Raw genomic sequence first — 25,352 nt, forward strand, 5'->3', positions numbered from 1 at the left:
CCCTGTCGGACCTTGATACACCGGGTCGCATGACCACGAACCTGTCCATCCGCCGCGTCGTTCTCTACAAGCATGGCGTCGGCTACTTCGAGCGCCGGGGGAAGGTGCGTGGCAATGACACGCTCAACCTCGACTTCAAGGCGCGCGACATGAACGACGTGCTGAAGTCGCTGACGGTGCTCGACTTGTCGGGCGGCTCGGTGTCGGCGGTGAGCTACGACTCCACGAAGCCGCTGGAGCAGCTCCTGGCGGAGGCCACCATCCGCATCCCGGAGGACGGCAGCCTCACGGCGCTGCTGGGGCAGATTAAAGGCGCGCGCGTGCGGGTGCGCGTGGGCGGCGCGCAGGTGGAGGGCTCCATCATCGGCCTGGACTCGCTGGCCGTGGCGGCGGGCGAGACGAGCCTGGTGCGCCCGTTCCTGTCGCTGCTGGTGGGCGCCTCGCTGCGGACCTTCGACATCCTGGACGTGTCCGAGCTGGAGTTCCTGGACGAGGCGGTGCGCAAGGACTTGGAGTTCTACCTGGCCACGGTGCTGTCCTCGTACAAGAAGGACTCCAAGCGGATGGCCATCCTCACGTCGGGCGAGGGCGAGCGCGAGCTGTTCGTCAGCTACGTGGTGGAGTCGCCGGTGTGGAAGACGAGCTACCGCATCCTCCTGGATGAGGGGGAGCCGCCGCTGCTCCAGGGCTGGGCGCTGGTGGACAACACCGGGGACGAGGACTGGGTGGACGTGAAGCTGTCGCTCATCGCCGGGCTGCCGGTGTCCTTCGTGCATGACCTCTACAACCCCCGGTACATGAAGCGGCCGGTGGTGGAGGTGAAGACGGAGGCCGCCGCCGCGCCGGTGATTCCGGAGGAGAGCTTCGGGGGCGCCGCGGACATGTTGCGGGACGCGGAGATGGCCGCGCCGATGATGTCCGCGATGCCTGCCCCGGCGCCCGCGTCCGCGCCGCGCCGCTCGCGCGCGGAGCGAGGGGGGCCGGTGTCCGTGGGAGGCCCTGGCGGCCCGAAGCTGCGCGAGGTGATGGCGCAGAGCGCCCCGGTGACGACGCTCACGAAAGAAGTCGGAGACCTCTTCGAGTACGGCGTGGACCGGCCGGTGACGGTGCACCGCAACCAGAGCGCGCTGGTGCCGATTCTGCACAAGCCCTTCGAGGGCAAGCGGGTGCTCCTCTACAACCGGTCCACGCGGGAGAAGAACCCCATGGCGTGCATCGAGCTGAAGAACACCACGGGCCTCACGCTGGAGGGCGGCCCGGTGACGGTGACGGAGGACGAGCGCTACGTGGGCGAGGCGATGCTCGACACGATGAAGCCCAACGACCGGCGCTTCGTGCCCTACGCGGTGGAGCTGGGCTGCGTGGTGTCGATTGAGGACCGCACGGAGGACGGGCCGGTGTTCCGCGTGGTGGTCAACGCCGGGATGCTGATGGCGGAGTACTTCCACCTGCGCCGCACGACGTACCTGTCGCGCAACAAGGCGCCGCGGGCGCAGGTGCTGTACGTGGAGCACCCGCGCCAGGGCTGGGAGCTGGCCAAGGACAGCCCGGAGGCGGCGGAGACGACGGAGGGCTACTGGCGCTTCAAGCGGGAGCTGGCCGCCGGGGCGCAGGACTCGTTCACCGTCACCGAGCGCACGCGCGGACAGCGTCAGTACCTCGTCTCCAGCATGGGGGTGGACGAGGTCTCCTACTTCGTGTCGCAGCGCTTCATCGACGAGAAGATGGCGGGCGCGCTGAAGGAGGTCGTCGCGCAGCGGGAGCAGGTGGACGCGCTGGCGAAGGAGGAGCAGCGCCTGCTGGAGGAGCGCAACCAGCTCTTCCGGGACCAGGAGCGCATCCGCTCCAACATCGAATCGCTGAAGAGCGGCGCGTCGCAGCGCGAGCTGGCGGACCGCTTCGTTTCCAAGCTCAACGAGCAGGAGGACCGGCTGGAGGCCATCGCCGCCGAGCTGACGAAGCTGTCCAACCAGCGGCAGGAGGCGCAGAAGGCGCTCAACCGCCGCATCCAGGCGCTCAGCTACACGGCGGACCTGTAACCCGCGGTGGGCTGCCCGGACCGCACCGGGCAGCCTTCGCTACCCGGAGACGATGCGCCAGCGCAGCGTCCCGTCCGGGTCCGGCGCGATGATTTCCACGCGCGGATTCTTGGCGCTGGAGCATTCCAGGTACGCCTTGAAGCCCCCCGCCATCTCATGGAGGGCCACCGGCGTCTGGTAGGTGAACTGGCGCAGCAGCAGCATGCCCGTGCCGTTCTCCTCCTGGTGCACCAGCTCCCCCTGGTCGCAGTAGGAGCGCCACATGCGCCGCGCCATCCCCAGCACCATGTTGGGCGTGGTGAAGCGCAGCACCATCTTGAAGATGGAGTGGATGTCTCGCAGGGTGACTTCGTAGCCCACCGTGTGAGCCCCTTCCGGCTTCCCGTCGAAGTGCCGGTCCACCACGTGCTGGATGATGCCGAAGTACGTCTCCACCGGCACCCAGCCCACCGCCAGCGTCGTGCGCGGGTCCGCGTGGGGTTGCAGCTCGGGGAGCAGCGACTCCACGGCCGTGCGCGCGGTGTCCTCGCCGAAGCGCTCGTGCACGTAGGCCAGCAGGTTCTGGACGGTGAAGCCCTTGTAATTCACACCAGACAATGAGGCTGTCACGCTTGCGATACCCCCCGCTCCAACCTGTGAGCCGGCCTTGGCTCACAGGAGGCTTGCGGCAAAGCCGTATGCTAGAGCACTCCACGACACGGCGGAAATACCAGCCCGCACCAATTCCCAGCCGCTCCGCTCAACGCTGGAAGGCCCGGAACACCTCGACACCCGCGACCACCGTCATCCGGACCTCGGCGACGGGGAGCGCGGTGACGGGCCCATCCACCGGGTCCACCGACAGCGCGACGAAGTCCGCGTCCATGCCGGGCTGGAGCCGGCCGCGCCGGGTCTCCGCGAAGGACGCGTGCGCCGCGCCCACGGTGAAGCCCTCCAGCGCCTCCTGTCCGCTGAGCCGCTGCTCGCCGTACCAGCCGCCTTCCGGCAGGCCCTGGAGGTCCTGGCGCGTGCGCGCCGCGTACAGGCCCGCCAGCACGTTGGGCCGCTCCACGGGGAAGTCGCTGCCCAGCGCCAGCACCGCGCCGGACGCCTTCAGCCGCTGCCACGCGTAGGCCCCGCGGATGCGCTCCGGCCCCACGCGCGTCTGTGCCCAGGGCATGTCACTGGTGGCGTGCGTGGGCTGCACGCTGGCGATGAAGCCGCTCCGGCCCAGCCGTTCAATGTCCTCGGGGCGCATGATTTGCGCGTGCTCCACGCGGTGCCGGCCGGACTGGAGCGTGCCGGTGGCCTCGGCCGCGCGCGCGAGCACGTCCAGCACCACCGTGTTGGCCCGGTCTCCAATCGCGTGCGTGCACACCTGGAAGCCCCGCGCCATGAAGGCGCGCACGCGCGCTTCGTACTCCTCGGGCGACAGCAGCAGCAGGCCGCGGTGGCCGGGCTCATCGCTGTAGTCCTGGTGCAGCGCCGCGCCGCGGCTGCCCAGCGCGCCATCCAGGGTGAGCTTCACCGCGCGCATCGTGAGCATGCGCCCCTCATGGGGGCCGTCCTTCAGGTATGTCTCCCGGTCGCCCGTCTGTCCATCCGCCATGGCGTAGACGCGCAGCGGCAGCTTGCCTTCCTTGTCCCAGCGCTGGAGCAGGCGGAAGGTGCGCAGGTCCATGCCCGCGTCGTGGACGCCGGTGAGGCCCACCTGCGCGGCGCGTTGGAGCGCCGCGGTCAACTGCGCCGCGTGTTGCGCGTCCGTGGCGGGCGGCAGCACGGCCTCCACCAGCGTCATGGCGTTGTCCACCAGGATGCCGGTGGGCGCTCCGCCCTCGCCCCGGAGGATGCGCCCGCCCGCCGGGTCCTTCGTGTCACGGGTGATGCCGGCGCGGCGCAGCGCCTCTCCGTTGACCCACAGCGCGTGGCCGTCCACGCGGCTCAGCGCCACCGGCCGCGTGGGAAAGCGCGTGTCCAGGTCCGCGCGCGACGGGAAGGTCTTCTCCGGCCAGTCGTTCTGGTCCCAGCCGCGGCCCAGCAGCCACTCGCCCTGGAACGCGGAGGAGGGCGCCGAGGCGAGCCGCTCCAGGGCCTCCGCCTTCGTGTCCACGCCCTCCAGGTCCACCGTCACCAGGCCGCGGCCCAGGCCCGCCAGGTGACCGTGCGCGTCGGTGAGGCCCGGCACCACCGTGGCGCTGCCCAGGTCCACCACGCGCGCGTCCTTGCCGGCGGCGGCGAGCACCTCGTCCTTCGTGCCGGTGGCCAGCACCTTGCCGTCCTTCACCGCGAGCGCCTGCACCTGGGGCTTCGCCGGGTCCAGCGTCCGGATGCGCTGGGCCACGTACACCGTCGTGGTGGCGGTGGGCTCCGGCACGGGGGCCGGGTTGTCATCCGCGGGCGGCACACGCCGGGTGCAGCCCGAAAGGCTTGTCAGAAGGAGTACCGCCCCGAGGAGTCCACCACCGAGTCGTCGCAGCGTCATGTCTGGCACCTGTCTGGAAGCCCGCGCCAATTCCTGGCGCGTCCGGCGCGACACTCTGGCGCACCTGGAAGGAGAGGCCAAGCAGGGGCCGCGCCTGCCGGTCGCGTGGGTCACGGATGGTTGGGATGGAGCCGGTGGCGCATCGACGTGCGCTGGTTCGTGTAGCGCGGGTTCTGGAACAATTTGATGAGCGCCATGCCCGCCACGAAGCCGCCGATGTGCGCCCAGAAGGCGACGCCGCCGGACGCCTCCGCGCTCACCGTGTTGAGCTGGGGCAGGCCGCTGAAGAGCTGCACGCCGAACCACCACAGCAGCACCGCCCACGCGGGCACGGGGAAGACACGGATGAAGATGACGATGATGAACAGCATGTTCACCCGCACCCGCGGATAGAGCAGCAGGTACGCGCCCATGACGCCGGAGATGGCGCCGGACGCGCCCACCGTGGGTACCGGCGAGCCCGGGTCCACCAGGAGATGCGCCGCCGCCGCCGCCAGTCCGCACAGCAGGTAGAACACCACGAAGCGCAGGCGGCCCATGCTGTCCTCGACGTTGTTGCCGAAGACCCAGAAGAAGAGGCAGTTGCCCAGCAGGTGTCCCCAGCCGCCGTGCAGGAACATGGAGGTGATGGGGGTGAGGAGGTTGATGGACTCGTTGTCCACCACGCACGCCAGCCCGTCTCCCAGGGGAACGTACTGGCCCAGCGCCGCCTCGCCCGTCAGCTCGCCGGGCACCATGCCCAGGTTGCAGACGCTGGCCGCCAGCCGGTAGGCGTCCAGGCCCGCGCCCTGGATGAAGACCCAGACGAAGCCGATGGTGCCGAGCAGCAGGTACGTCACGACGGGAGTGCGGAGGGTGGGGTTGTCGTCGCTGATGGGAATCATGTGGGAGGCCCATCATGTGCATCTCCCTGGCCGGGCGCGGCGGCGGAAGGTGCCTGGATGTGCGGCGCTGGACGCATGGGCACCCATACGGACGGAGCGGGTGGAATGCTTGCCCTGGGAAACCATCCCCGGGGAGACTTGGCTGCGGGAAGCGGGTTGAGGGATGTTGAGCCGCCTCACACTCCCGTGGAGTCCTGAGAAATGAACCTGTCGATGCTGTCGCGCGGCGCCGCCGCGCTCCTCGTGGTCGCCGCGCTGTCCCTCACCACCGCGGGTTGCGCCGGCCGCCGCCGTGAAGCCTTCTTGCTGGAGAAGGCGCGCAACCACGTCTACCGCAAGCCCGTGGCGGAGGTGTATCCGCAGGCGCTCGCCCTGCTGAAGGAGAAGGGCTACTCCTTCAAGGCGGGCCAGAGCGGCTTCGAGGCCACCACCGAGTGGTTGATGCAGGGCGCCCCGTCGTCGCTGGGCACCACCCAGGTGCGCTACCTGGTGCGCGGCATCGAGAAGGGCCCGGGCCAGTGCTCGGTGGAGCTCACCCGGCAGCTCGTCACGGAGTCCGCGGGTGCTTCCAACACGTCCGGCCGCGCCAGCGACATCTCCGAGCCCGCCGTCCGGGCCGACGGCGGCAACATCACCCGGGACGAGGCGCTGGAGTGGGAGCTGGTCCAGCGCGTGGACGCCGAGTCCGCTTCCTCCCTGCGCGCCGAGTCCGAGAAGATTCAGTAGCCTCAGTCCCGGAGGGGCAGCTCGACGGTGAACCCGTCGAAGGCCACCTCCACCGGCCCCTGGTACTCCTCACGCGCCTGCGTGAGCAGCTTCGAGGGGTCGGTGTCGTGCCGGCTGGAGAGGTGGGTGAGCACCAGCCGCCGTGCGCCCGCCTCCCGCGCCACGCGCGCCGCTTCCCGCGCGGTGGAGTGCCGGGTCTCCACGGCCCGCTCCTGTTCGTCGTCGGAGAAGGTGGACTCGTGGACCAGCAGGTCCGCGTCCTTCGCGGCCTTCACCAGCGACGGGCACGGGCGCGTGTCCCCGGAGATGACCAGCCGGCGCCCGGGGCGCGGCGCGCCGAGCACGTCCTCCGGCTTCACCGTCCGCCCGTCCTCCAGCGTCACCGGCTCGCCCCGCTGGAGCTGTCCGAAGCTGGGGCCCTCCGGCACGCCCAGCGCGCGCGCCGTGTCCAGGTTGAAGCGCCCGGGGCGGCCGTCCTCCACCAACGCGTAGCCCAGGGCGTTGATGCGGTGGTCCACGCCCACCGCGTGGACCGCGTAGCCCTTGCGCGGCACCACGTCACCGTCCTTCAGCTCGTGAATCTCCACCGGGAAGGACATGGACTCCACGCCCAGGTGGACGGCCTGGTGGAGCAGGCGCTTCGCGGAGGTCGGGCCGTACAGGTGCATGGGCTCGGAGCGCCCCGTCATGCCCAGCGTGCGCAAGAAGCCGATGATGCCCAGGTAGTGGTCCGCGTGGAAGTGCGTGAAGAACACCGCGTCCACGGTGAAGCCGGTGCCATAGCGCACCATCTGCCGCTGGCTGCCCTCTCCACAGTCGAAGAGCAGCAGGTCCGCGTGCGCCTTCACCGCGAGTCCGGACAGGTTCCGGTGCAGCGTGGGCTGCGCGGCGGAGGTACCGAGGAACGTGAGCCTGAGGAGGGACATGCCGGCACTTCCCACGCGTTGAGGGCCTCCCGCGCCAGTCAACCGCCGACGCGAGGGGGCCATTTACCAGGGTTGGAGGCACCCATGCTATGTGGCCGCCCCCGACCTCGGACTTCACCATGCCTGAATCCCTGACCTTCGCGCCGACTTCGGACCCTCGCCGTGTGCGCGCGCCAGATGGCCGCGTGCTCACCGTGCCGGACGGCTGGGCCCTGCTCCCCCCCGGTGACGCCGGGCTCACCCGCCGCGTGAAGGCGGCGGGGCCCTCCTGGACCGTGGCGGAGAAGGTGGGCCGCAAGCTCTTCTCCCGGGGCGTGTGGGCGCCGGAAGCGCACATCCTCCACGCCCGCGCCGCCCTCGAGGCCGAGCGCGCCACCCCCGCCTACGAGAAGAAGCTGGCCGCGGGACGCGAGCGCCGCGCCCGCGAGCAGGAGGCCTACGAGGTCGACTTCGCCAACGCGGTGCTGCGCTTCCTCGCCTTCTCCCCGGCGTGGCTGCCGCACGCCAAGCGCATGGCGGTGCTCGTCGCCACCCATGCCACCCCCGTGGGCAGCGGCACCGTGGCCCGCACCGAGCGCATCCCCCTGGAGCGCCGCGCCGAGGCCGCCGTCATCGCGTGGATGCGACACCAGACCACGAGCTACGACGACATGCGCATCGCCCGGGTGAAGGGCGCCCGCAGGGAGGTGCGCCGGGAGCTGGCGGACATCTCCCGCGCCGTGCTGGACCTGCACCGCCGCGATGTCCCCCACGGGCCCGCCGCGTGCCCGCTGTGCACCGCGCTGACGCGGACCTGAGCGGCGGCGGCGCGCACCCACAGCCGCGGACCTTGGATGACTGACCCGGTGTTCAGAAACCTTGCACGGTTAATGACCGGCGGGTTAGGAATCCGGCGAGCATGGCCCGCCCCGCCGACCCTCACGCGCGCAGTTCGCTGGTATCCGCGGCCCGGCGAGAGTTCGTTCGCCGGGGGCTGAAGGGCGCGCGCATCGAAGACATCACCGCCGCGTGCGGGCTGTCCAAGGGCGCCTTCTACCTGCACTTCCCATCCAAGGAGGCGCTGTTCGGGGAGGTGGTGGGCGCGTTCGAGTCCGGGCTGATGGAGATGAACGGGCGGCGCATGGCCCACATGGAGCGCTTCTTCCAGACGCACGGCATCCCGGGCGCGCGGGACCGCATCGAGCGCAGCGAGCGCTACCTGCGCTTTCTCCAACTGGAGAAGGAGCATGACCTGGAGGCCCTGGACTGGGTGTGGGAGTTCCGGGACGTGTCCCTGGTGCTCACCAGCGGCAGCCAGGGCACGGCGTTCGAGTCCCTGCTGTGGCGCATGACGGACGCCCAGGTGGAGCGCGTCTCCCACGACTTCCGGCGGCTGCAGGAGGCTGGCGCCATGGACCCGGAGCTGGACGCGCACATCTTCGCCTCCATCATCGTCGGGTCCTTCCTGCTGCTCTCCACGCAGATGGCGCGGCTGGATGAGAAGCCGGACCTGAACGCGTGGGCGAACACGCTCCAGCGGCTGTGTCAGGAGGGCACCCGTCCGGCGCAGCCGTCCTCGGTGGAGGCGCCTCCATCCCCCGCGCGTACGCCGCGCGCCCCTTCCACGCGTGTCGCGCGCCGGCCCCGGGCCGCCGCCCAGAAACCCCGAAAGACCCCGAGGAAACGCTCGTGAAACCCAACCTGAAGCCGTCCGCCGTCCGCGTGCTCGCCGCGGCGGGCCTGGCCACCGCCGTGCTGTCGCTGACCGCATGTGAGAAGGCGGATGCCTCGTCGGCGCCGCCCGCCAAGGCCCCGGCGAAGGAGGTGGTGCCCACGGTGAAGGTCGTCTCCGCGCGGACGGTGCGGGCCGCGCCGAGCGAGTCGGTGACGGGCACGCTGTTTCCCGCGCAGGCCTTGAGGGTGGGCTTCGAGGTGGGCGGCCGCCTGTCGGCCGTCCGGGTGAAGAAGGGGCAGGGGGTGAAGAAGGGCGACGTGCTGGCGCAACTGGACCCGGAGATTTCCGACGCGCAGGTGGCCCAGGCGGAGGCCGCGGTGGCCGCCGCCGAGGCCGCCTCCACCATGGCCGCCGACGTGGCCGCCCGCAACGAGAAGCTCCAGCAGCAGGGCGGGGTGAGCGAGGTGGCGCACCGCACCGCCAGCGCCAATGCCGCGCAGGCGCAGGCGCAGTGGATGGCCGCCAAGGCGCAGCTGGCCCAGGCGCGCGCGTCCCGCCGCCGGCACGAACTTCGTGCGCCCTTCGACGGCACCATCATCGACGCGCCGGAGCAGACGGGCGCGACGGTGGCGCCGGGCACGCCGCTGTTCAACCTGGAGCGCCTGGACACGCTGCTCTTGAAGACGACGGTGTCGGAGGCCCTGCGCTCGCAGCTGGAGCCCGGCGCCAAGGTGCGCGTGGAGTCGGTGGGCGCGCGCGTGTCCTCGGACGAGGCGGTGGTGCGCACCATCCTCCCCTCCGCGGACCCCGCAACGCGCCGCGTCCCCGTGGAGCTGTCCGTCCCCAACGCGGACGGCCGCTTCGTGGCGCACACGCTGGCGCGGGCCGAGCTTTCACTGGGGCAGGCGCGGGACGCCCAGGTGCTGCCGGGCAGCGCGCTGTCGGCCCTGGACGGGGACCATGTCTGGGTGGTGGCGTCCGGCCAGGTACGCCGCGTGGACGTGCGGGTGCTGGAGCGGCGCGAGCAGGGCGAGGTGGTGGTGCTGGCGTCCTCGCCGCTCGACGCTGTCGTTGACCACCCCACTCCGGGCCTGTCGCAGGGCGCCCGCGTCTCCGTGAAGTAGGGAGCCCTCCCCATGCTGCTCAGCGACGTCTCCATCCGCAGGCCTGTCTTCACCGCGATGTTGTCGCTGTGCCTCGTCGTGCTCGGCCTCATGGGCCTGGGCCGCCTGGGCACCGACCTCTATCCGGATGTGTCGTTCCCGGTGGTCATCATCAACACCGTCTACAAGGGCGCGGGTCCGGGCGAAATCGAAACGCAGGTCATCAAGCCCCTTGAAGACGCCGTCGCCGGCATCAGCGGCGTGGACAAGATTCACTCCTTCAGCCGGGAGAACGTGGGCATCGTGGTGGTGCAGTTCAAGATGACCGCCCCGCTGGACCGGGCGGTGCAGGACGTGCGCGACAAGGTCGCCGGCATCGCCAGCCGCCTGCCCCAGGACGCGGACGCGCCCGTCATCGGCCGCGTGGACCTGGGGGCCACGCCCATCCTCACCTACGCCGTCTCCGCGGAGCTGCCCTCGCAGGAGCTGCGCCGGCTCATCGACGACCGCGTGAAGCCCGCGCTCGCGCAGTTGGAGGGCGCCGCCGAGGTGCGCGTCACGGGCGGTGACACGCGCGAGGTGCAAATCGACATCGACCTGGACAAGGCGCGCGCGGCGGGCGTGTCCCCGCTGAGCATCGCCCAGCGCGTGGCGGCGGAGAACCTGGACCTGCCCGCGGGCCGGCTCCAACTGGGCGCCTCCGAGATGACGGTGCGCTCGCTGGGGCAGTTCCAGAACGTGGAGGAAATCCGCGACCTGCCGGTGGCGCGCAGCGCGACGGGCGCGCAGGTGCGGTTGGGTGAAATCGCCAGCGTGACGGACGGCGTGGCCGAGCGGCGCACCCTGGCGCGCCTCAACGGGCAGGACGCCGTCATCCTGGAAATCGTCAAGCAGCCGGGCTCCAACACCGTCGCGGTGAGCGAGGCGGTGCGGCGGGTGATGTCGCAGATGGACTCGGTGGTGGGGCATGGCTTCCAGGCCACGCTGCTCATCAACCAGTCGGACCTCATCCAGGAGAACGCGCACGAGGTCTGGGTGGCGCTCGTCTTCGGTGGCGCGATGGCGGTGCTCATCATCCTCATCTTCCTGCTGGACGTGCGCGGCACCTTCATCTCGGCGCTGGCGCTGCCCACCTCCGTGCTGGGCACCTTCTTCGTGATGTACGTGCTGGACTACACGCTCAACCAGATGACGCTGCTGGGCCTGTCGCTGGCCATCGGTCTGCTCATCGACGACGCGGTGGTGGTGCGCGAGGCGATTACCCACCGGCTGGAGAAGGGTGAGGACCCGGTGAGCGCCGCGTCCAACGGCACCCGGGACGTGGGCCTGGCGGTGCTCGCCACCACGCTGTCGCTGGTGGCGGTGTTCGTGCCGGTGGCCTTCATGCCCGGCATCGTCGGCCAGTTCTTCCGGCAGTTCGGCATCACCATCTCCGTGGCGGTGCTGATTTCCCTGTTCATCTCCTTCACGCTGGACCCGATGATGTCGGCGCGGCTGGCGAAGCGGCGCGTGCCGGGCGAAATCCGCCAGGAGAACGCGGTGGCCGCGGCGCTGCGCCGCTTCCTGGACGGCACCGAGCGCGTCTACGAGTCCATCCTCCGCTGGGTGCTGGCGCACAAGTGGACGACGATGGGGCTCACGCTGGTGCTGCTGGTGGTGTCCTTCGGAGGCGCCAGCCGCCTGGGCATGGAGTTCATGCCCGCGGAGGACCGCTCGCAGTTCTTCGTGGACCTGACGCTGCCGGACTCGGCCAGCATCCGGGAGACGGAGGCCCGCACCGCCAGCGCGGAGGCGCTGCTGCGCCAGCTCCCGGAGGTGACGGACGTCTACTCCATCGTCGGCAAGGACGGCGACGTGAACAAGTCCCGCATGCGCGTGCTGACCGTGGGCAAGGACGCGCGCACCAAGGGCATCCAACTGCTGAAGGAGGACGCGCGCGCGCTGCTGGAGCCGGGGCTGGTGGGCACGCGGGTGAACCTGAGCGACCCGCCCATCCTGGAGGGCATGGGCGACTTCTACCCCATCATGGTGCGCATCACCGGGCCGGACCTGGTGCGCGTCAACGAGGAGGCCGAGCGCGTCGCGGACATCCTCCGTGAGCTGCCGGGCACCGCGGACGTGCGCGTGGAGTCCAACCCGCCCAAGCCGGAGATGCAGGTGCTCATCGACCGGGCGCGCGCCAGCGACGTGGACCTGCACGCGGGCGCGCTGGCCACGCAGCTCCGGCTGGCCATTGGTGGTGACGTGGTGGCGAAGCTGCGTGAGGGCATCACCGAGACGGACATCCGCGTGCGCCTGTCGGAGAAGGACCGCGCCACGCCGGAGCGCGTGCGTCAGCTGGAGGTGTACACGCCTGGCGGCCTGCGCCCGCTGACGGACGTGGCCCGGGTGGAGCTGAAGAACGGCCCCAGCCTCATCGAGCATGAGAACCGCGAGCGGCAGATCGCCGTGTACTCGCAGCTGGGCCCGGGCGCGGCGCTGGGCGACATCGCCCAGGAGCTGAAGGCGCGGGTGGCGGCCCAGCCGCTGCCCCCGGGCTACGCGCTCATCTATGACGGGCAGATGAAGAGCCTGGACGAGCAGAACGACGCCTTCGGCGCGGCGTTCGGGCTGGCCTTCGTGTTCATCTACATGGTGCTCGCCAGCCAGTTCGAATCCTACAAGCACCCGCTCACCATCATGGCGTCGCTGCCGCTGGCCCTGGTGGGCGCGCTGCTGGGCCTGGTGGTGACGGGCTTCCACCTGTCCATGGGCGCCATGATTGGCATCATCCTGCTGATGGGGCTGGTGACGAAGAACGCGATTCTGCTCATCGACGGCGCGCTCCAGAACCTGCGGGACGGCGACACGGTGGATGAGGCGCTGCTGAAGGCGGGCCCGCGCCGGCTGCGGCCCATCCTGATGACGAGCGCGGCCATGGCCATCGCCATGGTGCCCACGGCGGTGGGCACGGGCACGGGCTCGGAGTTCCGCGCGCCCATGGCCATCTCCGTGATTGGTGGCGTCATCACCTCCACCTTCCTCACGCTGCTGGTGGTGCCGGTGGTGTTCGCCGGCATGGAGCGCCTGGGCTTCAAGCGCCGCCGCCCGCGGAGTGACGACGCCGCCTCCGCTCCGCGCCAGGTGGAGCCCAAGCCCGGCCAGGCGGCCTGAGGTCCGCGGGCCTTGGGGGCGCTCAGCGCCCCGCGTACAGCGGCGCCATCGCATCCACGATGGCGCCCATCAGCCGCTGACCGTCAGGCGTGTCCGGGCAGAGGCCGCCCCAGACGAGCGTGAGGCGTTCGGCGACTGGGCGGAAGTACATGCGCCCGCGCATACGGACCGGCTCGTAGCTCTCCCGGCCGCCGACGAGGTAGTCCTCCTCCGGCACGCCGAAAACGGCGTAATACGTGAGGTCCGGCGCCTGCGCGTCCTGCACCCGGTGCAGCCCGCTGGGGATGATGCAGCTCACCTCCGCCAGGTGCCACGGGCCTTCACGGCCCTGGCGCACGTCCAGCACCTCGAAGCACATCTTCGACGCGGGGCAGCCCAGCTCGCCGGCCGTGAGGAAGTTGTAGTCGAGCCGCGGAATCTCCAGCATCTCCTCCAGGTCCGGCCGGCCGTCGCGGGTGAAGCCCCACGGGCCGCCATCCCGCTTGTACGAGCGGATGCCGTAGGCACCGTAGAAGACGTTGTACCAGGGGCTGTGCGGGTTGAAGTAGTTGGAGCACCCGGTCCGCTCCGGGAAGTCTCCAATGGTGAAGGCCACCAGCAGGTCCATCAACCGCTTGGTGTCGAAGGCCATGAAGGGCTCATGCGCCACCGCGCCAATCGACCCGCGGATGGCGGGCACCGGTGTGGCGATACCGGCCTCCGCCAGGAAGTTCTTCTTCCCCGGCAGCGGCGTGGCCTTCATGGCCAGGATGGCGAGCTCTCGTTGCAGACCCATGGAATTCCTACCCCCTCGCCGCACATCCTAGCGGAGGCAGGGTACACTGCTGAACATGCCGGAGAAGCTCGTCTTCGAGCACACCTTGGAGGGGCTCTTCGTGCGAGGGCTGGGCGCCCGCGTCACCCCCGTGCTCCGCGAGCGGCTGCGGGAGGTGGGCGTGGACCTGGAGCGCAAGCTGCAGCCCGCCTACTCATTTGAAACATGGTGCTCCGCCGTGCGCGTGGCCGCGCGCGAGCTGCACCCGGACGTGCCCGACGACGTGGGCTACGCGCTGCTGGGTGAGCGCATGGTGGACGGCTACCGGGAGACGGTGCTGGGCCGCGCCGCCTTCGGCGTGATTCAGCTCCTGGGCCCCCGCCGGTGCGTGAGCCGGGCCCGGCAGATGTTCCGCTCCGGGAACAACTACACGGAGACACGCCTGGACGACGTGTCCCTCACCGAAGTGGACCTGTGGATGAACGAGGCCGGCGCCATCCGCTACTTCACGCAAGGCGCGCTGCGCGCGGGCCTGCGCGCGGTGGGAGCGCCGCATGCCGACGTGCAGGTGCGCGCCTTCACCGACGAAGGCGTCACCTACCGGCTCATGTGGCGCAACGGCCACGAGGCCTGAGCCTCCTGGGGGTCCACGGGCTGGAGCCATCCTGCTCCAACCCGGAGGGGTGTCTCAGCGCGCCGCCTGCTCCACCGCGCCTTCCGGAGCCGCGCCCAGGAAGTAGCGCGAGCGCGCCTTGGCGAGCTGCGAGTGCGCTTCCTCCAGCGACACGCAGTCCACCGTGATGTCGTTGTCCGCCGCCGCCGCCGAGGCCACCCGCGCCGTCTGCAGCCGGGCGATGGTGGAGTCCGAGACGTGCGCGCACATGACGCAGCCCATCTGCCGGCCGTAGGCCACCACCTCTCCGAAGATGTTGGCGGACTCCGGCTCCAGGGTCCTGAGCCCACGCATGTCCGCGAGCACCAGGTGACGTCCCCCTCCGTAGGAGTCTGTCTCGTTGCGGTACCGGCTGGCGAAGTCCCGCATCTCGTTCGGCCTGACGAACCCACTCAACCGCACGGTGACGGTACGGCGATTCTTGTCATTGATGACTTCGAACATGTGTGCGCCCTCCTCGCGAGGCAAAGATTAACATGAAGACAAACGGAGTTCCATGCGGCCCGCCATGGCAGGTTCATGGCTGGAAGGGTGTGCGAGCGTGTCTGGATTGTCTGGCGTCGGTGGAAGTTTCCGCGCGCCGGCGCACGCATGTGGTGGCGGCGCAATCCTCTGCCAGGAGGCGAAGCCGTCTGGGCGCGGCTCAGGCGCGCTGACTGCTCTGGCCCGTGACGACGGCGGAGCCGATGAGGTGCGCCAGCCGCAGGGCCTCGGGGACGAGGCCGCGGTCCGTCACGCGCGCCAGCGCCTCGGCCACCCATGAGGGCTCCGCGCCCTGCACCTGGAAGGTGAAGCCTCCCAACTGGTGGATGGCCCCCGCGCGCTTCAGCTTCGTCCAGCGCGCCTCCGCGCGAGGCAGGCGCCGCAGCGCGCGCTCCACCGCGTCCAGGTCCGGAGGCCGCCGCATCACCGCCACGCACGGCCGCTTCAGCCGGCTTGCCAGCAGGGGCAGGTCCACGACGTTGAAGCCGCCGAAGGCAATGCCATCCAGCAGCACCAGGTGGAGCTGTGGGAGGAACTTCCCACCTTCCAGCAGCCGGCAGACCTCCTGTGTGGCGTTCCAGCCGTCGCGGCGCACCCGTCCCCAGACGAGCCCTTCGAAGCGCGTGCCTCCGCAGACAACGCCCGCCAGGGGCACGGCGGCGCCCGGGCGGCGCGCGAAGGGGCCGTCGTCGAAGCCGATGACACGCGGGAAGCGGGGCAGGCGCATGGTGACGTGCAGCCTCTCAAGTGGCGCCCGCAAAGAGAAAGCCCGGACTCGCCATTCGCGAGACCGGGCTTTCATGGCTTCGCCGGACCGCCGTTCAGGCCGCGCGAACGTTCTGCGCCTGCAGGCCCTTGGGGCCCCGGCCTACCTCGAACTCCACCTTCTGGCCTTCCTGCAGGGTGCGGAAGCCATCCATGTTGATGGCGCTGTGATGGACGAACACGTCCTCACCGCCGCCGTCCTGCACGATGAACCCAAAACCCTTCGCATCGTTGAACCACTTGACGGTACCGGTTGCCATGAATCGCGTTCTTTCGTTCCAAGGCGGCTGGGGTGGCCGCGGATATCGCCCTCTCAGAAACTGAAGGGCCGTACTGCGAGACATAGTCTGCCCGGGGCGGGCCTCCGAGTGGAAGCCCCCCTGGTTGCCCGGCAGCCAGGAAGTCGCGGGTGGACAGGCTTCCTACCCCCGGTGCCCGGGCAGGCGAGGGGCGCATCGCCGTGCGTCATGGGCCGCGTGCCTACCCTAGTGACGGCTTCATGACGGCAAGACTGGAAGGAGCGCCACATGGCTGAACCGCAGACCCTGCATCCGTCCACCCCCAGCTTCGTCCCACCCCCGGTGCTCCCGGAAGGGCGCTTCCGGCGGGGCGTGCGCCGCGCCATGGACCGGAGCGCCGCCGCTGGAATCATCTCCCGTCCGCTCCTGGGACGCCTGCCGTTGCGCCGGTGGGTGCCCCAGGACCTGCACTCGCTCATGGACTACAAGGGCGGGGCGGCCGCGGTGGTGGCGGGCGTATTGTCCGCAGACGCCGTGGCGAAGTCCGCGGGCATTGCCCTGGGGTCCACCGTCATCGGTGTGTCATTGTTGACGGATTACCGCCTCAGCTTGACCAAGCTCATCCCCATTGAGGCGCATGAAATCGCTGACTATGCCTTTGGCGCCGCGTCCATCCTCGCGCCCTTCGTGTTGGGCTATGCGAAGCGCAGCCCGCTGGCGGCGGCCATCCACGTGGCGGTGGGCGTGACGACCGTGCTCGCGTCGCTGGTGACGGACTACCGGTGCCAGACGGGCATGCACCTGGGCGGCGAGCTGGCGACGGACCCGGGGGCGATTGGCGCGTGAGCGCCCCTGTTCCTCCAGTGCCGCGCCACGCGCATCGACCCACCGGCCTTCCGCGTCATCGGGTGATGGCGCCTGGGACGGTCCCGGGCGCGGGGTGATTTCACCATTCGGTTGACAATCGAGCGGTGATGGCCGAGATATTAAACCAACTGGATGAATGTTGGTCGCCTCGGCCGCGCGCCTCGGTGCGCCCATGGGAGCAGGCAATGGCCTCGACAGGGAATGACAGGAGCGCGCCGGTCGCCACGGCGATGATGATGATTCGCCGTCCCGTGGAAGACGTCTTCGCGGCGCTCGTGGACCCCGCAATCACGACGAAGTTCTGGTTCAGCCGGGGCAGCGCGCGGCTCCAGCCCGGTGGCACGGCGCAGTGGTTCTGGGACACCTACGGTGCGTCGGCCACCGTGAACGTGTTGGACTTCAAGCCCGGCGCCCGCCTGCGCATCGAGTGGGGCGACCCGGGTGAGATGACCTTCGTCGAGTGGACCTTCACGGCGCTTTCGCCGGACCGCACGTATGTCCGCGTCGTCGAGTCCGGCTTCCGGGGGGACGACGCGGCCGTCGTGGCGCGAGCGTTGGACAGCACCGGAGGCTTCAACCTGCTCCTCGCCGGGGCCAAGGCCTGGCTGGAGCACGGCATCGAGCTCGCGCTCGTTCCGGACCATGTCCCCGAGGACGCGCGGCACCTCGCCTGACGCCCGGTATCCCCCACCCCCACGAATGTCTGAAGGCGCCATGAAACGAGACTCGCACGCCCACCTGTTGTCCTCCGACACCGTCCGTATCGAGCGCCTGCTGCCCGGCCCCATCGAGCGCGTCTGGGCCTTCCTCACCGAGCCGGAGAAGCGCCGGCTGTGGCTCGCGGGCGGCCCCACGGAGACGAAGGTCGGTGGCAAGGTGGAGCTGCTGTTCCGCCACGCTGAACTGTCAGATGAAGGCGGCGCCCCGCCGCCGCATGCGGACACGGGGCAGGGCCACGTCAACGCGGGGCGCGTGACGGCGTGTGAGCCGCCCCACCTGTTCGCCTATACGTGGGCGGAGAACCACGGCGACCCGTCGGAGGTCCGCTTCGAGCTGACCGAGCGCGAGGACGGGGTCCTGCTGACCGTCACCCACGAGCGCCTCAACGGCCGGGACTCCCTGCGCAGCGTGGCGGGCGGCTGGCATACGCACCTGGACCTCCTGGTCGACCGCCTGAATGGACAGCGCTCGCCCGACTTCTGGGAGGCCTACAAGCGCGCTCATGCCGCGTACGTCACTCGCCCGGGCTTTGACTGAGCCACACCCCGGGGCAAGAAGACGCGTGCCTCGCGGGAGGCCTGGTGCGGCAGCCGCGCCGCACCAGGCGTTCAGCGCCTACGGCAGGTGCGGCGCCGGGTCGTCGGGAAGGATGAGGCAGTCAGGGTCCATGGTGAGGCACCGCGAGTTGCAGCAGCCGTCCGCGCGGCAGCTGCAGACGGGCTGAATGATGGGCGAGCAGGACGAGGAGACGCCGTTGCACGTCACCGTGCCGTTGTTGGCGCCGCTGGCGGAACACGCGAACCCCGTTCCGGTGCACGTCTTCATCGTGCCGTTCGCGCACTCAATCTGCACGGAACAGTCACCCGCCAGCGCGGCCTCCTGAGAGACGAAGTGCTCCTCGGCACCGACCTGGGCCTGCTCCTCGGAGGGCATGGGCCCGCAGGACGTCAGCATCACCAGCGTCATGACGACAATTCCGGCCATCGACTTCATGTGAACCTCTCTTCGATTGGGGGACTCCATGACAGGGAATATGAAAGGAATTTCCTGTCGTCAAGAGAGGCGCTCCACGATGGATGGGTGTCTTTTCCAGCCGATTGAGAGGATTTGTAGCCTTTTATGTCTCACCCGGCGCGTCACCAGGCATAGTCCTCCGGTGCGGGCTTGTGGCCGGGGAAGAGGTCATCCAGGCGTGACAATGCTTTCGCATCCAGCGTGACGTCGACCGCGCGGAGGGCGGCGTCGAGCTGCGCGGACGTCCGCGGTCCGATGATGGGCGCGGTGACGGCGGGCTGGTGGAGGAGCCATGCCAGCGCGACGTCGCCGGGTTCATGCCCGAGCTCCTCCGCGAGCGCCTCGTACCGCTCGATGCGCTCACGGTGCTTCTGGAGGGACTCCTTGGCGCGTCCTTCCAGACGGCGCTTGCCCTCGCGCTCCTTGCGGAGCACGCCGCCCAGCAGGCCGCCCTGGAGGGGAGACCAGGGGAGGATGCCCACGCCGTGGTACTGCGCGGAGGGAATCACCTCCAGCTCCACGGTGCGCGCCATCAGGTTGTAGAGGGACTGCTCGCTGATCAGCCCGGTGAAGTCGCGGCGGGCCGCCACGGCCTGCGCCTGGGCGATGTGCCAGCCCGCGAAGTTGCTGCTGCCCGTGTAGAGCACCTTGCCCTGGGCCACGGCCACCTCCATGGCCTGCCAGATTTCCTCCCACGGCGTGGCGCGGTCGACGTGGTGGAACTGGTAGAGGTCCACGTAGTCCGTGCGCAGCCGCTTCAAGCTGGCATCCAGCGCGCGGCGGATGTTGAGCGCGGACAGCTTGCCCTCGTTGGGCCAGTCCCCCATGGGGGCGTAGAGCTTGGTCGCGAGCACGGTGCGCTCGCGCCGCTTGCCGCCCTTGGAGAACCAGTTGCCGATGACCTCCTCGGTGCGGCCCTTGTTCTCCCCGAAGCCGTAGACGTTGGCGGTGTCGAAGAAGTTGATGCCGTGCTCGTGCGCGGAATCCATGATGGCGTGGGACTCCGGCTCCTCGGCCGTCCAGCCGAAGTTCATGGTGCCCAGGCACAGCCGGCTGACGGAGAGCCCCGAGCGGCCCAGTTGCGTGTACTTCATGGCGACTCCTCAATGGCCGGAGGCAGGCTCCTTCCGCCGAGGACGGCCCGGCCGTTCGCCGCCCCCCCGGATGCGGTGCATTCAGGGCATCCGCGGCGGAGGCTGGCCAGGGATTTGCGGTGGGCTCCGCGCCGGGTGTCGGGCAGCCAACCGGGACGCCGCGATGAGGCAGGGCGCTCGAAACGAAAAATGGGCCACCGCCATGAAGGCAGTGGCCCACCGGTACGGCGGACGAACGTGGCGCTTACGGGTACAGCGCGCGGGCGCCGCTGCGGTCGTTGCTGGTCAGCACCAGGTCACCCGTCTGGGTGCCATTGCACTGGGGGTAGTGCATGACGGAGCTGGCGTCATACGGCGTCAGCGCGCGCCAGGCGCTGTCCTCGTAGCAGCCCGTGGTGGTGAGGCGGGTGTGCTCGTGGCGGAAGCCCAGCACGTGACCCAGTTCGTGGCGAATCACGCCCTCCAGCGTCCAGGGGGAGATGTTCTGGAACGACGTCGTCGAGATGAGGACGTTGGCGCTGCGGCGGGCGCTGTTGGGGAAGAAGGCGCGCGCCAGGTACTGGGACGTCTTGGTCTGGTTCACGTCGAACACGACGTTGTTGTTGCGGTTGGTGCAGTTCGAATCCTGCGCGCTGACGTGGACGAACTTGACGTTGGAGGCTGCCTCCCACTCCGCCGCGGCGCTCTTCATCGCGTTGACCACGCGCGTGTAGTTGCCGCCGAACTTGGTGCTCACGCAGTACGTGAGGTTCAGCGCCTGGCTGGCGCTCCACTTGATGTCCTGGCCGCCGCTGTAATACACGGCCAGCGCGCCCCGCTGGGTGCCGAGGCCGCTGACGGACTGCTCGTAGAACTCACGCAGCTCCGACTCCGTCGGCAGGAAGATGTCACCGTCGACGACGAAGCCGCCCGACTCCGGCTCCTGGTAGGCGCTGGCGCGGAACTCCTCGAAGGAGACCTGCTGCGTGTCCTGCGCCTCGGACTCGGGGGCGCCGCACGCGGAGCCCAGGACGGAGATGCCAGCCAGTAGCGCAACGGAGTGAAACTTGATCATGGTGGACCCTCGGGGTGGATTCTCTGAATTGCAGCGAAAAGCGAGAAGAAGACCCCGACACCGAAGCATCGGACACACAGTGCTATACGAATTTTGAACCTAGAGCTTCGAGCCCCACCGAGGCTGGCGCGGTCTGCTTTGACTCATGGGGAGGTGTTCAGGGCTGTTTCAGCTTCCAGCGGGTGCCGGCCCGCTCCCGTGAGATGCGCCGGAGGAATGGGTCGACGCTGATGTACGCGGGGCGTTCGTCCACGGTGAGAGAGACTTCGGTGATACCGTCTGTGAAGCGGTGTTTCGCCGCGTACAGCGGCGCATCGTCGGACGACGCGTCTGGGGGGCCGGCGAACACCGCCACGTCCAGGGACTCGTCCAGGGGCAGGGGGACGCCCTGCCCGTTCCGGCGCGCGTGCTTCGACGCGGACATCCGCGCGGTGACGCGGTAGCGGCCATCCGCCAGGGGCTCGCAGGTCGCGGACTCCACCTTCAGGTCATACAGCACGACCTCCGTCAGCCACTGGTCGACGAGCGGGCGTGTCGCCTCGGTGGTCTCGTCATGCAGCAAGGCGAGCAGGTCGCGCGCGGTGGGTTGGGGCCGCGGGTGGGCATGCCGCTGGACGAGCTCGCGCAGGGCCCGGTCGAGCGCGGCCTCACCGAGAAGGTCCTCCAGCGCACGCATCACCACCGCGCCCTTGCCGTAATAGAGGTAGGGCTCATCCCTTGTCTGGAGGAGTGGAGGTTCCTCGCCGTCCTCCTCCGCGCGGCCTCGCAGGTAGCGGTCCAGGTCGAAGGCCAGCACCTGACGCACCTGCGCCTCGCCGTGGAGGGCTTTCAGCACGCGCTGCTCCGCGTACTTCGCCAGGGACTCGGTGATGAGCAGTCCGCCGGGGCCGCTCACCGGGTCCACCTGATGTCCCCACCACTGGTGCGCCACTTCGTGCGCGATGCGCCGGGTGATGAGGTCCACGGTGCCCTGCTCGCCAGGGGCCGTGAGGAAGCCCCGGTGCTCGGGGTAGTAGATGGTGTTCGACAGCGCGAGCGCGCCGAAGCCCCAGGTGGCGGGCACCTCCACGATGCGAAGCTGGGGGTGTGGATAGGGGCCGAGCTGCGCCCCGAGCAGGTCCAGGGAGCGCGTCGCCGCGCGCAGCATCCGCTCCACGTTGTGGGCGTGCCCGGGGTGGTAGTACACCTCCACGTCCACGCCCAGGTGCCGCGCCTTCCTCACCGCGTAGCGCGCGGAGACGATGGCGAACCAGTTGAGCATGGGGCGCTCCATGACGTAGCGGAAGACGCGCCGGTCCCCCTCGTGCCACGTCTGCCGCAGCGCGCCTGGGGCCACCGCGAGCTGGGTGTCCGAGGTCGACACCGTCAGGTCCAGGGTGGTCCAGGTGCGCTGTCCCCCGCCGCCCTCCGCGAGCCCCAGGTCGCCTTCGGCTTCCGCTTCCACCCGAGGCGTCTCCGGAAGCCCTCGCTGGCGCCGCTCCCGAGCGTCGACGAGCTCGTAGCCCTTGCGGTATCCAATGGCGGGAAAGGCCTCCAGGTTGGAGATGAACGAGCCGTTCGCGGCGATGGAGGTGTCGCGTGCCCCGTCGCGAATGCCTCGCCGCGCCAGCTCGAGCGCGAAGGTGAGCTCGGTTTTCGCGCCGGGCGGCAGGGGCGTGTCCAGCTCGAACGCGGCCATGCCGAAGCGGCTGTCGTGATGGACCTGCCGGGCCCCCGGCAACGCCAGTGTGGCGTGGTGTACGTCGCGGCGCACGGAGAGCCACACCCGTTGGATGGGCGCTCGCGTCCGGTTCTCCAGCACGTAGCTGCCGGTCGTGCGGTAGCGCGCTTCCTCGGGGTACAGGTCGACGCGGGCCTTCACGGCGACGATGCTGGGTTGGGGGAGGGATTCGTGGCGCTGATAGGCCTTCTCATAGTCGGCCTTCCAATCCGCGAGCTGGGCGCGCGTCTCGTAGCGGTTGAGCACGTTCGTGCCGTGGAAGATGAAGCCCCCCGCCAGGACGAAGAGGCCCAGGCACGCCGCCACCGCCGTCACGCCTCGCCGTCCCCACACCCGAGGGAGGGCCGCGAAGCGCGCACGCAGCGGAGGGCTGACGCCGCGCCGCCACAGGCCACAGGTGAGCAGCCCCAGCACCCCCGCCAGGGCGCTCCAATACACCATGTACGCGTTGAAGCCGTGGACCCCGGCCCCAAGGCCATTCATGTCCGAGTAGCGGAGCGGCGGCCCGCTGGCATAGCGCAGCAGCCCGTGCTCCAGCCCCACCAGGCCGCCCTGCCGCATGGCCAATGCCAGGAGCAGGCCCAGGAACATCCCCACATAGCGGTGGGGGCTCAGCGTCTGGAGCCACAGCACCGCCACCGCGAACAGCAGCAGCGGCAGCCCGGCGAAGTACAGCAGCGACAGGTACAGCTCCGGCTCCAGGTGCCGGTAGCCTCGCGAGAGCTGGAACAGCACCGCGATGCCCACCGCGGAGCCGGTCAGCGCGAGCACCTGCAGGCCCAGCACCGCCAGCTTCGACAGGTAGAACACGGCGCTGGAGGCGGGCGTCGCGTCCAGGAGGTCGCTCAGGCGGACGACGCGCTCCCGCCAGACGAGCTCGGCGCCGAAGTAGACCAGGCACAGCGCGCCAAAGAGGAACAGGGGCGGATGGATGGCCTGCAGCAGCAGCCCCGTGGTGGGCAGCAGCCGTGTGCCGTATTCCGCCTGCGTGGCGCTGGCGGCGACCTCCATGCCGAGCACGAACACCCAGAGCGCCATCAACGCCAGGAAGGCCCGGCCCTTGAGGATGGCGCCTGCTTCCACCTTCAGCGTGGACACCAGGGCGGCCCGGAACCGGGTGCCCTCGTCGCGGTCGCCCTCCACCGGGCGGTAGGGGACGCGGCCTGGGGCCGCCGCCTCGGGCTCGATGCGCCGGGGCTTCGCGCCGGACGCCGCGCGGAAGGCGAAGCGTTGGTAGACGAAGGCCAGCACCCCGGCGGAGACGCCCAGCCACAGGAGCCGGTTGTGCAGGAAGGCACCTTCCAGTCCGAGCAGGCGGGTGTTGCGCTCGTGTTCGGTCCAGTAGCGCGTCTGGGCGAAGAAGGCGGACAGGCCGAACGGGTCCAGCAGGGCGGCGCGCGCCACGGCCTCCGGCGTCTGCGGCGCGGCGCCCGCCATCAAGGGGGAGTCCCCCAGCAGCGCGCCCACGAAGTAGAGCGCGTAGAGGAAGACGGCGCCGACGTAGGTGGCCAGCGCGCTGCGCGTCAGCGTGGCGACGGCGAACAGCAGCGACGCGGCGAAGAGCAGGTTGGGCAGCACCATGACGGCGAGCGCCCAGGCGTAGCGGAGGACCTCCCAGCTCGCGCGCCGCTCCGGGTCCACGTCGAGGACCCATGGCGCCAGCATCAGCCCCAGCGCGGCGACGGTGAACACGGCGAGCGCCGCCAGCAGCGCGCCCGCGAGCCGGACGGACAGGTACGTGAGCTTGGAGATGGGCGTCGCGTAGACGAGCGCCTCCATCCGGTGCTCGCTGTCGCGCAGGGCGGCGTTCGCGCAGGAGGCGCTGAGCACGAAGCTGGAGAACAGCGACAGGAACCCCAGCGACTGCATGACGGACGCCGGGGAGTTGATGTGGGCGTTGTCCGGGCCGTAGCCCGTGCCGACGAACACGAACGCCATTCCCAGGAAGGCGGCGACGGCCACGAGGAAGGCGGCCTGGCGCGTCTGGAAGCGCCACTCGAAGCGAAGCAGCTCACCAGCCATGTCCGACCAGGGCGGCGAAGTAGACGTCTTCCAGGTCCGGCGGCACGGACTCGAAGCCCGGCGCGGGCGCTTCGTCCGCCAGCACCCGGAGCACCGTCCTGCCACCCGACAGTTGCGTGGAGAGCACCGTTCGGGAAGCGCGGAGGGCGGCCACCTCGTGCTTCTCCACCGTCTTGCGCCACACGCGGCCCGACAGCTCGCCGACGAGCTGGTCGGGAATGCCTTCGCGCAGCACCCGGCCTCCGGACAGGATGGCCATGCGGGGACAGAGCTGGCGGACGTCCTCGACGATGTGGGTGGACAGCAGCACCACGACGTCCTCCGCCACCTCGCTGAGGAGGTTGTGGAACCGGTTGCGCTCCTCCGGGTCCAGCCCCGCGGTGGGCTCGTCGACGATGAGCATCCGGGGCTGGCCCAGCAGCGCCTGCGCGATGCCGAAGCGCTGCCGCATGCCTCCGGAGAAGCCGCTGACGGCCTTCTTCCGGTGCGCGTGGAGGTTGGTCTGTTGGAGCAGCGCGTCCACCTGCTCGCGGCGCTGGCGCGCGTTCGTCAGGCCCTTGAGCACGCCCAGGTGGTCCAGCAGCTCCACGGCGGACACGCCGGGGTACACGCCGAACTCCTGGGGCAGGTAGCCCAGGTGCCGCCGGTGCGCTTGTGGGTCCGCGAGCACGTCGACACCGTCGAAGCGGAGCTGTCCCGTGTCTGGCGCCTGGAGCGTGGCCAGGATGCGCATGAGCGTGGACTTCCCCGCGCCGTTGGGGCCCAGCAGTCCGAAGAGCCCCTTGCCGATGGTGAGGTCGATGTCCTGGAGCGCTCGGACGCCATGGGGGTAGGTCTTCGAGACGGCGGAGATGCGGAGCATGGGGCCCGGAGTGTCGAGAGGTCCACCAGCTACGGTCCGTCCGAAGCGCGATTGCGCCGTGCGGTAATTTGGGTGCGGCCGGAAAAAGGCGGTCGATTCACGGGGGTTCCGTTCGACCATGGAAGAAAGGAGGCACGGA

At 70.0% G+C, this 25,352-nt stretch carries 23 protein-coding genes; 10 read left to right on the forward strand and 13 right to left on the reverse strand.

Annotation, left to right across the window (positions count from 1 at the left end; translation table 11 throughout):
* Positions 1 to 29 precede the first annotated feature (29 nt).
* Positions 30 to 2,039 (forward strand): hypothetical protein, encoded by a 2,010-nt coding sequence (locus HV824_RS10355; RefSeq protein WP_176416652.1) that lies wholly within the window; start codon positions 30 to 32, stop codon positions 2,037 to 2,039.
* Positions 2,040 to 2,078: 39 nt separating this feature from the next.
* On the opposite strand, the gene HV824_RS10360 is transcribed toward HV824_RS10355, so the two are convergent.
* The 3 genes from HV824_RS10360 to HV824_RS10370 form a co-directional block, all read right to left on the reverse strand.
* Complete coding sequence (locus tag HV824_RS10360; RefSeq protein WP_368670883.1) at positions 2,079 to 2,627, reverse strand: hypothetical protein; 549 nt, start codon at positions 2,625 to 2,627, stop codon at positions 2,079 to 2,081.
* A 151-nt stretch (positions 2,628 to 2,778) separates the two neighbouring features.
* On the reverse strand, positions 2,779 to 4,581 hold the full coding sequence (locus tag HV824_RS10365; RefSeq protein WP_176416650.1) for an amidohydrolase: 1,803 nt from the start codon (positions 4,579 to 4,581) through the stop codon (positions 2,779 to 2,781).
* A 29-nt stretch (positions 4,582 to 4,610) separates the two neighbouring features.
* On the reverse strand, positions 4,611 to 5,384 hold the full coding sequence (locus HV824_RS10370; RefSeq protein ID WP_176416649.1) for a rhomboid family intramembrane serine protease: 774 nt from the start codon (positions 5,382 to 5,384) through the stop codon (positions 4,611 to 4,613).
* Positions 5,385 to 5,585: 201 nt separating this feature from the next.
* On the opposite strand from HV824_RS10370, the gene HV824_RS10375 reads away from it, so the two are divergent.
* Positions 5,586 to 6,110: a hypothetical protein gene (locus tag HV824_RS10375; protein WP_176411131.1), complete on the forward strand. Its 525-nt coding sequence runs from the start codon at positions 5,586 to 5,588 to the stop codon at positions 6,108 to 6,110.
* Positions 6,111 to 6,112: 2 nt separating this feature from the next.
* Here the strand turns inward: HV824_RS10375 and rnz are convergent, their stop codons facing one another.
* Positions 6,113 to 7,036: a ribonuclease Z gene (gene rnz / locus HV824_RS10380; protein ID WP_176416648.1), complete on the reverse strand. Its 924-nt coding sequence runs from the start codon at positions 7,034 to 7,036 to the stop codon at positions 6,113 to 6,115.
* Between the two features lie 119 nt (positions 7,037 to 7,155).
* Here rnz and HV824_RS10385 point away from each other — a divergent pair, with 119 nt between their 5' ends.
* The 4 genes from HV824_RS10385 (at position 7,156) to HV824_RS10400 (ending at position 12,946) form a co-directional block, all read left to right on the forward strand.
* On the forward strand, positions 7,156 to 7,833 hold the full coding sequence (locus HV824_RS10385; RefSeq protein ID WP_176416647.1) for a DUF2293 domain-containing protein: 678 nt from the start codon (positions 7,156 to 7,158) through the stop codon (positions 7,831 to 7,833).
* Between the two features lie 101 nt (positions 7,834 to 7,934).
* Complete coding sequence (locus tag HV824_RS10390; protein WP_176416646.1) at positions 7,935 to 8,708, forward strand: TetR/AcrR family transcriptional regulator; 774 nt, start codon at positions 7,935 to 7,937, stop codon at positions 8,706 to 8,708.
* A complete protein-coding gene (locus tag HV824_RS10395; protein ID WP_176416645.1) occupies positions 8,705 to 9,814 on the forward strand; it encodes an efflux RND transporter periplasmic adaptor subunit in 1,110 nt (369 codons plus the stop codon). Before HV824_RS10390 ends, HV824_RS10395 begins: the two co-directional genes overlap by 4 nt.
* Positions 9,815 to 9,826: 12 nt before the next feature.
* Positions 9,827 to 12,946, forward strand: a complete 3,120-nt coding sequence (locus HV824_RS10400) for an efflux RND transporter permease subunit (protein WP_176416644.1) — start codon at positions 9,827 to 9,829, stop codon at positions 12,944 to 12,946.
* A gap of 22 nt (positions 12,947 to 12,968) precedes the next feature.
* Here HV824_RS10400 and HV824_RS10405 read toward each other — a convergent pair whose 3' ends face one another.
* Positions 12,969 to 13,721, reverse strand: a complete 753-nt coding sequence (locus HV824_RS10405; RefSeq protein WP_176416643.1) for a hypothetical protein — start codon at positions 13,719 to 13,721, stop codon at positions 12,969 to 12,971.
* Positions 13,722 to 13,776: 55 nt separating this feature from the next.
* Between HV824_RS10405 and HV824_RS10410 the strand changes: the two genes are divergently transcribed.
* The gene (locus HV824_RS10410) at positions 13,777 to 14,334 is read left to right on the forward strand and encodes a DUF2378 family protein (RefSeq protein ID WP_176416642.1); all 558 of its coding nucleotides are present in this window, start codon (positions 13,777 to 13,779) and stop codon (positions 14,332 to 14,334) included.
* A 54-nt stretch (positions 14,335 to 14,388) separates the two neighbouring features.
* Here the strand turns inward: HV824_RS10410 and HV824_RS10415 are convergent, their stop codons facing one another.
* The 3 genes from HV824_RS10415 to HV824_RS10425 all read right to left on the reverse strand — a co-directional run bounded on the left by HV824_RS10415 (position 14,389) and on the right by HV824_RS10425 (position 15,881).
* On the reverse strand, positions 14,389 to 14,817 hold the full coding sequence (locus HV824_RS10415; protein ID WP_176416641.1) for a hypothetical protein: 429 nt from the start codon (positions 14,815 to 14,817) through the stop codon (positions 14,389 to 14,391).
* A 199-nt stretch (positions 14,818 to 15,016) separates the two neighbouring features.
* Positions 15,017 to 15,583 carry a DUF99 family protein gene (locus HV824_RS10420; RefSeq protein ID WP_176416640.1) on the reverse strand — a complete coding sequence of 189 codons (567 nt, stop codon included), beginning with the start codon at positions 15,581 to 15,583 and terminating at the stop codon, positions 15,017 to 15,019.
* Positions 15,584 to 15,677: 94 nt separating this feature from the next.
* Entirely contained in the window at positions 15,678 to 15,881 is a 204-nt protein-coding gene (locus HV824_RS10425; protein ID WP_002635980.1) for a cold-shock protein, read from the reverse strand.
* Between the two features lie 267 nt (positions 15,882 to 16,148).
* Here HV824_RS10425 and HV824_RS10430 point away from each other — a divergent pair, with 267 nt between their 5' ends.
* From HV824_RS10430 to HV824_RS10440, 3 genes are all read left to right on the forward strand, one after another.
* Positions 16,149 to 16,706: a hypothetical protein gene (locus HV824_RS10430; protein ID WP_255207914.1), complete on the forward strand. Its 558-nt coding sequence runs from the start codon at positions 16,149 to 16,151 to the stop codon at positions 16,704 to 16,706.
* A gap of 206 nt (positions 16,707 to 16,912) precedes the next feature.
* Positions 16,913 to 17,401 carry an SRPBCC family protein gene (locus HV824_RS10435; RefSeq protein ID WP_176416639.1) on the forward strand — a complete coding sequence of 163 codons (489 nt, stop codon included), beginning with the start codon at positions 16,913 to 16,915 and terminating at the stop codon, positions 17,399 to 17,401.
* Between the two features lie 40 nt (positions 17,402 to 17,441).
* Positions 17,442 to 17,984: an SRPBCC family protein gene (locus HV824_RS10440; protein WP_255207915.1), complete on the forward strand. Its 543-nt coding sequence runs from the start codon at positions 17,442 to 17,444 to the stop codon at positions 17,982 to 17,984.
* Between the two features lie 78 nt (positions 17,985 to 18,062).
* Here HV824_RS10440 and HV824_RS10445 read toward each other — a convergent pair whose 3' ends face one another.
* The 5 genes from HV824_RS10445 to HV824_RS10465 all read right to left on the reverse strand — a co-directional run bounded on the left by HV824_RS10445 (position 18,063) and on the right by HV824_RS10465 (position 25,213).
* The gene (locus HV824_RS10445; protein WP_176416637.1) at positions 18,063 to 18,440 is read right to left on the reverse strand and encodes a hypothetical protein; all 378 of its coding nucleotides are present in this window, start codon (positions 18,438 to 18,440) and stop codon (positions 18,063 to 18,065) included.
* 143 nt (positions 18,441 to 18,583) lie between these two features.
* Positions 18,584 to 19,555 carry an aldo/keto reductase gene (locus tag HV824_RS10450; RefSeq protein ID WP_176416636.1) on the reverse strand — a complete coding sequence of 324 codons (972 nt, stop codon included), beginning with the start codon at positions 19,553 to 19,555 and terminating at the stop codon, positions 18,584 to 18,586.
* A 244-nt stretch (positions 19,556 to 19,799) separates the two neighbouring features.
* Positions 19,800 to 20,609 carry a M57 family metalloprotease gene (locus HV824_RS10455; protein ID WP_217917281.1) on the reverse strand — a complete coding sequence of 270 codons (810 nt, stop codon included), beginning with the start codon at positions 20,607 to 20,609 and terminating at the stop codon, positions 19,800 to 19,802.
* 157 nt (positions 20,610 to 20,766) lie between these two features.
* The gene (locus tag HV824_RS10460) at positions 20,767 to 24,351 is read right to left on the reverse strand and encodes a M1 family metallopeptidase (protein ID WP_176416634.1); all 3,585 of its coding nucleotides are present in this window, start codon (positions 24,349 to 24,351) and stop codon (positions 20,767 to 20,769) included.
* Positions 24,341 to 25,213 (reverse strand): ABC transporter ATP-binding protein, encoded by an 873-nt coding sequence (locus HV824_RS10465; protein ID WP_176416633.1) that lies wholly within the window; start codon positions 25,211 to 25,213, stop codon positions 24,341 to 24,343. The genes HV824_RS10460 and HV824_RS10465 overlap by 11 nt, the downstream gene beginning before the upstream one ends.
* Positions 25,214 to 25,352: the final 139 nt, after the last annotated feature.

The organism is Myxococcus sp. AM009, from assembly GCF_013372605.1.
GTDB classification, from domain to species: domain Bacteria; phylum Myxococcota; class Myxococcia; order Myxococcales; family Myxococcaceae; genus Myxococcus; species Myxococcus vastator.

Excerpts from the sequence above, each read along its gene's own strand:
- HV824_RS10390 (WP_176416646.1), top strand. The coding sequence starts at position 7,935 with ATGGCCCGCCCCGCCGACCCTCACGCGCGCAGTTCGCTGGTATCCGCG.
- HV824_RS10425 (WP_002635980.1), bottom strand. The coding sequence starts at position 15,881 with ATGGCAACCGGTACCGTCAAGTGGTTCAACGATGCGAAGGGTTTTGGG.
- HV824_RS10440 (WP_255207915.1), top strand. The coding sequence starts at position 17,442 with ATGAAACGAGACTCGCACGCCCACCTGTTGTCCTCCGACACCGTCCGT.
- HV824_RS10405 (WP_176416643.1), bottom strand. The coding sequence starts at position 13,721 with ATGGGTCTGCAACGAGAGCTCGCCATCCTGGCCATGAAGGCCACGCCG.
- rnz (WP_176416648.1), bottom strand. The coding sequence starts at position 7,036 with ATGTCCCTCCTCAGGCTCACGTTCCTCGGTACCTCCGCCGCGCAGCCC.
- HV824_RS10415 (WP_176416641.1), bottom strand. The coding sequence starts at position 14,817 with ATGTTCGAAGTCATCAATGACAAGAATCGCCGTACCGTCACCGTGCGG.
- HV824_RS10410 (WP_176416642.1), top strand. The coding sequence starts at position 13,777 with ATGCCGGAGAAGCTCGTCTTCGAGCACACCTTGGAGGGGCTCTTCGTG.
- HV824_RS10385 (WP_176416647.1), top strand. The coding sequence starts at position 7,156 with ATGCCTGAATCCCTGACCTTCGCGCCGACTTCGGACCCTCGCCGTGTG.
- HV824_RS10375 (WP_176411131.1), top strand. The coding sequence starts at position 5,586 with ATGAACCTGTCGATGCTGTCGCGCGGCGCCGCCGCGCTCCTCGTGGTC.
- HV824_RS10465 (WP_176416633.1), bottom strand. The coding sequence starts at position 25,213 with ATGCTCCGCATCTCCGCCGTCTCGAAGACCTACCCCCATGGCGTCCGA.
- HV824_RS10460 (WP_176416634.1), bottom strand. The coding sequence starts at position 24,351 with ATGGCTGGTGAGCTGCTTCGCTTCGAGTGGCGCTTCCAGACGCGCCAG.
- HV824_RS10435 (WP_176416639.1), top strand. The coding sequence starts at position 16,913 with ATGGCCTCGACAGGGAATGACAGGAGCGCGCCGGTCGCCACGGCGATG.
- HV824_RS10420 (WP_176416640.1), bottom strand. The coding sequence starts at position 15,583 with ATGCGCCTGCCCCGCTTCCCGCGTGTCATCGGCTTCGACGACGGCCCC.
- HV824_RS10355 (WP_176416652.1), top strand. The coding sequence starts at position 30 with ATGACCACGAACCTGTCCATCCGCCGCGTCGTTCTCTACAAGCATGGC.
- HV824_RS10455 (WP_217917281.1), bottom strand. The coding sequence starts at position 20,609 with ATGATCAAGTTTCACTCCGTTGCGCTACTGGCTGGCATCTCCGTCCTG.
- HV824_RS10445 (WP_176416637.1), bottom strand. The coding sequence starts at position 18,440 with ATGAAGTCGATGGCCGGAATTGTCGTCATGACGCTGGTGATGCTGACG.
- HV824_RS10370 (WP_176416649.1), bottom strand. The coding sequence starts at position 5,384 with ATGATTCCCATCAGCGACGACAACCCCACCCTCCGCACTCCCGTCGTG.
- HV824_RS10400 (WP_176416644.1), top strand. The coding sequence starts at position 9,827 with ATGCTGCTCAGCGACGTCTCCATCCGCAGGCCTGTCTTCACCGCGATG.
- HV824_RS10450 (WP_176416636.1), bottom strand. The coding sequence starts at position 19,555 with ATGAAGTACACGCAACTGGGCCGCTCGGGGCTCTCCGTCAGCCGGCTG.
- HV824_RS10430 (WP_255207914.1), top strand. The coding sequence starts at position 16,149 with ATGGCTGAACCGCAGACCCTGCATCCGTCCACCCCCAGCTTCGTCCCA.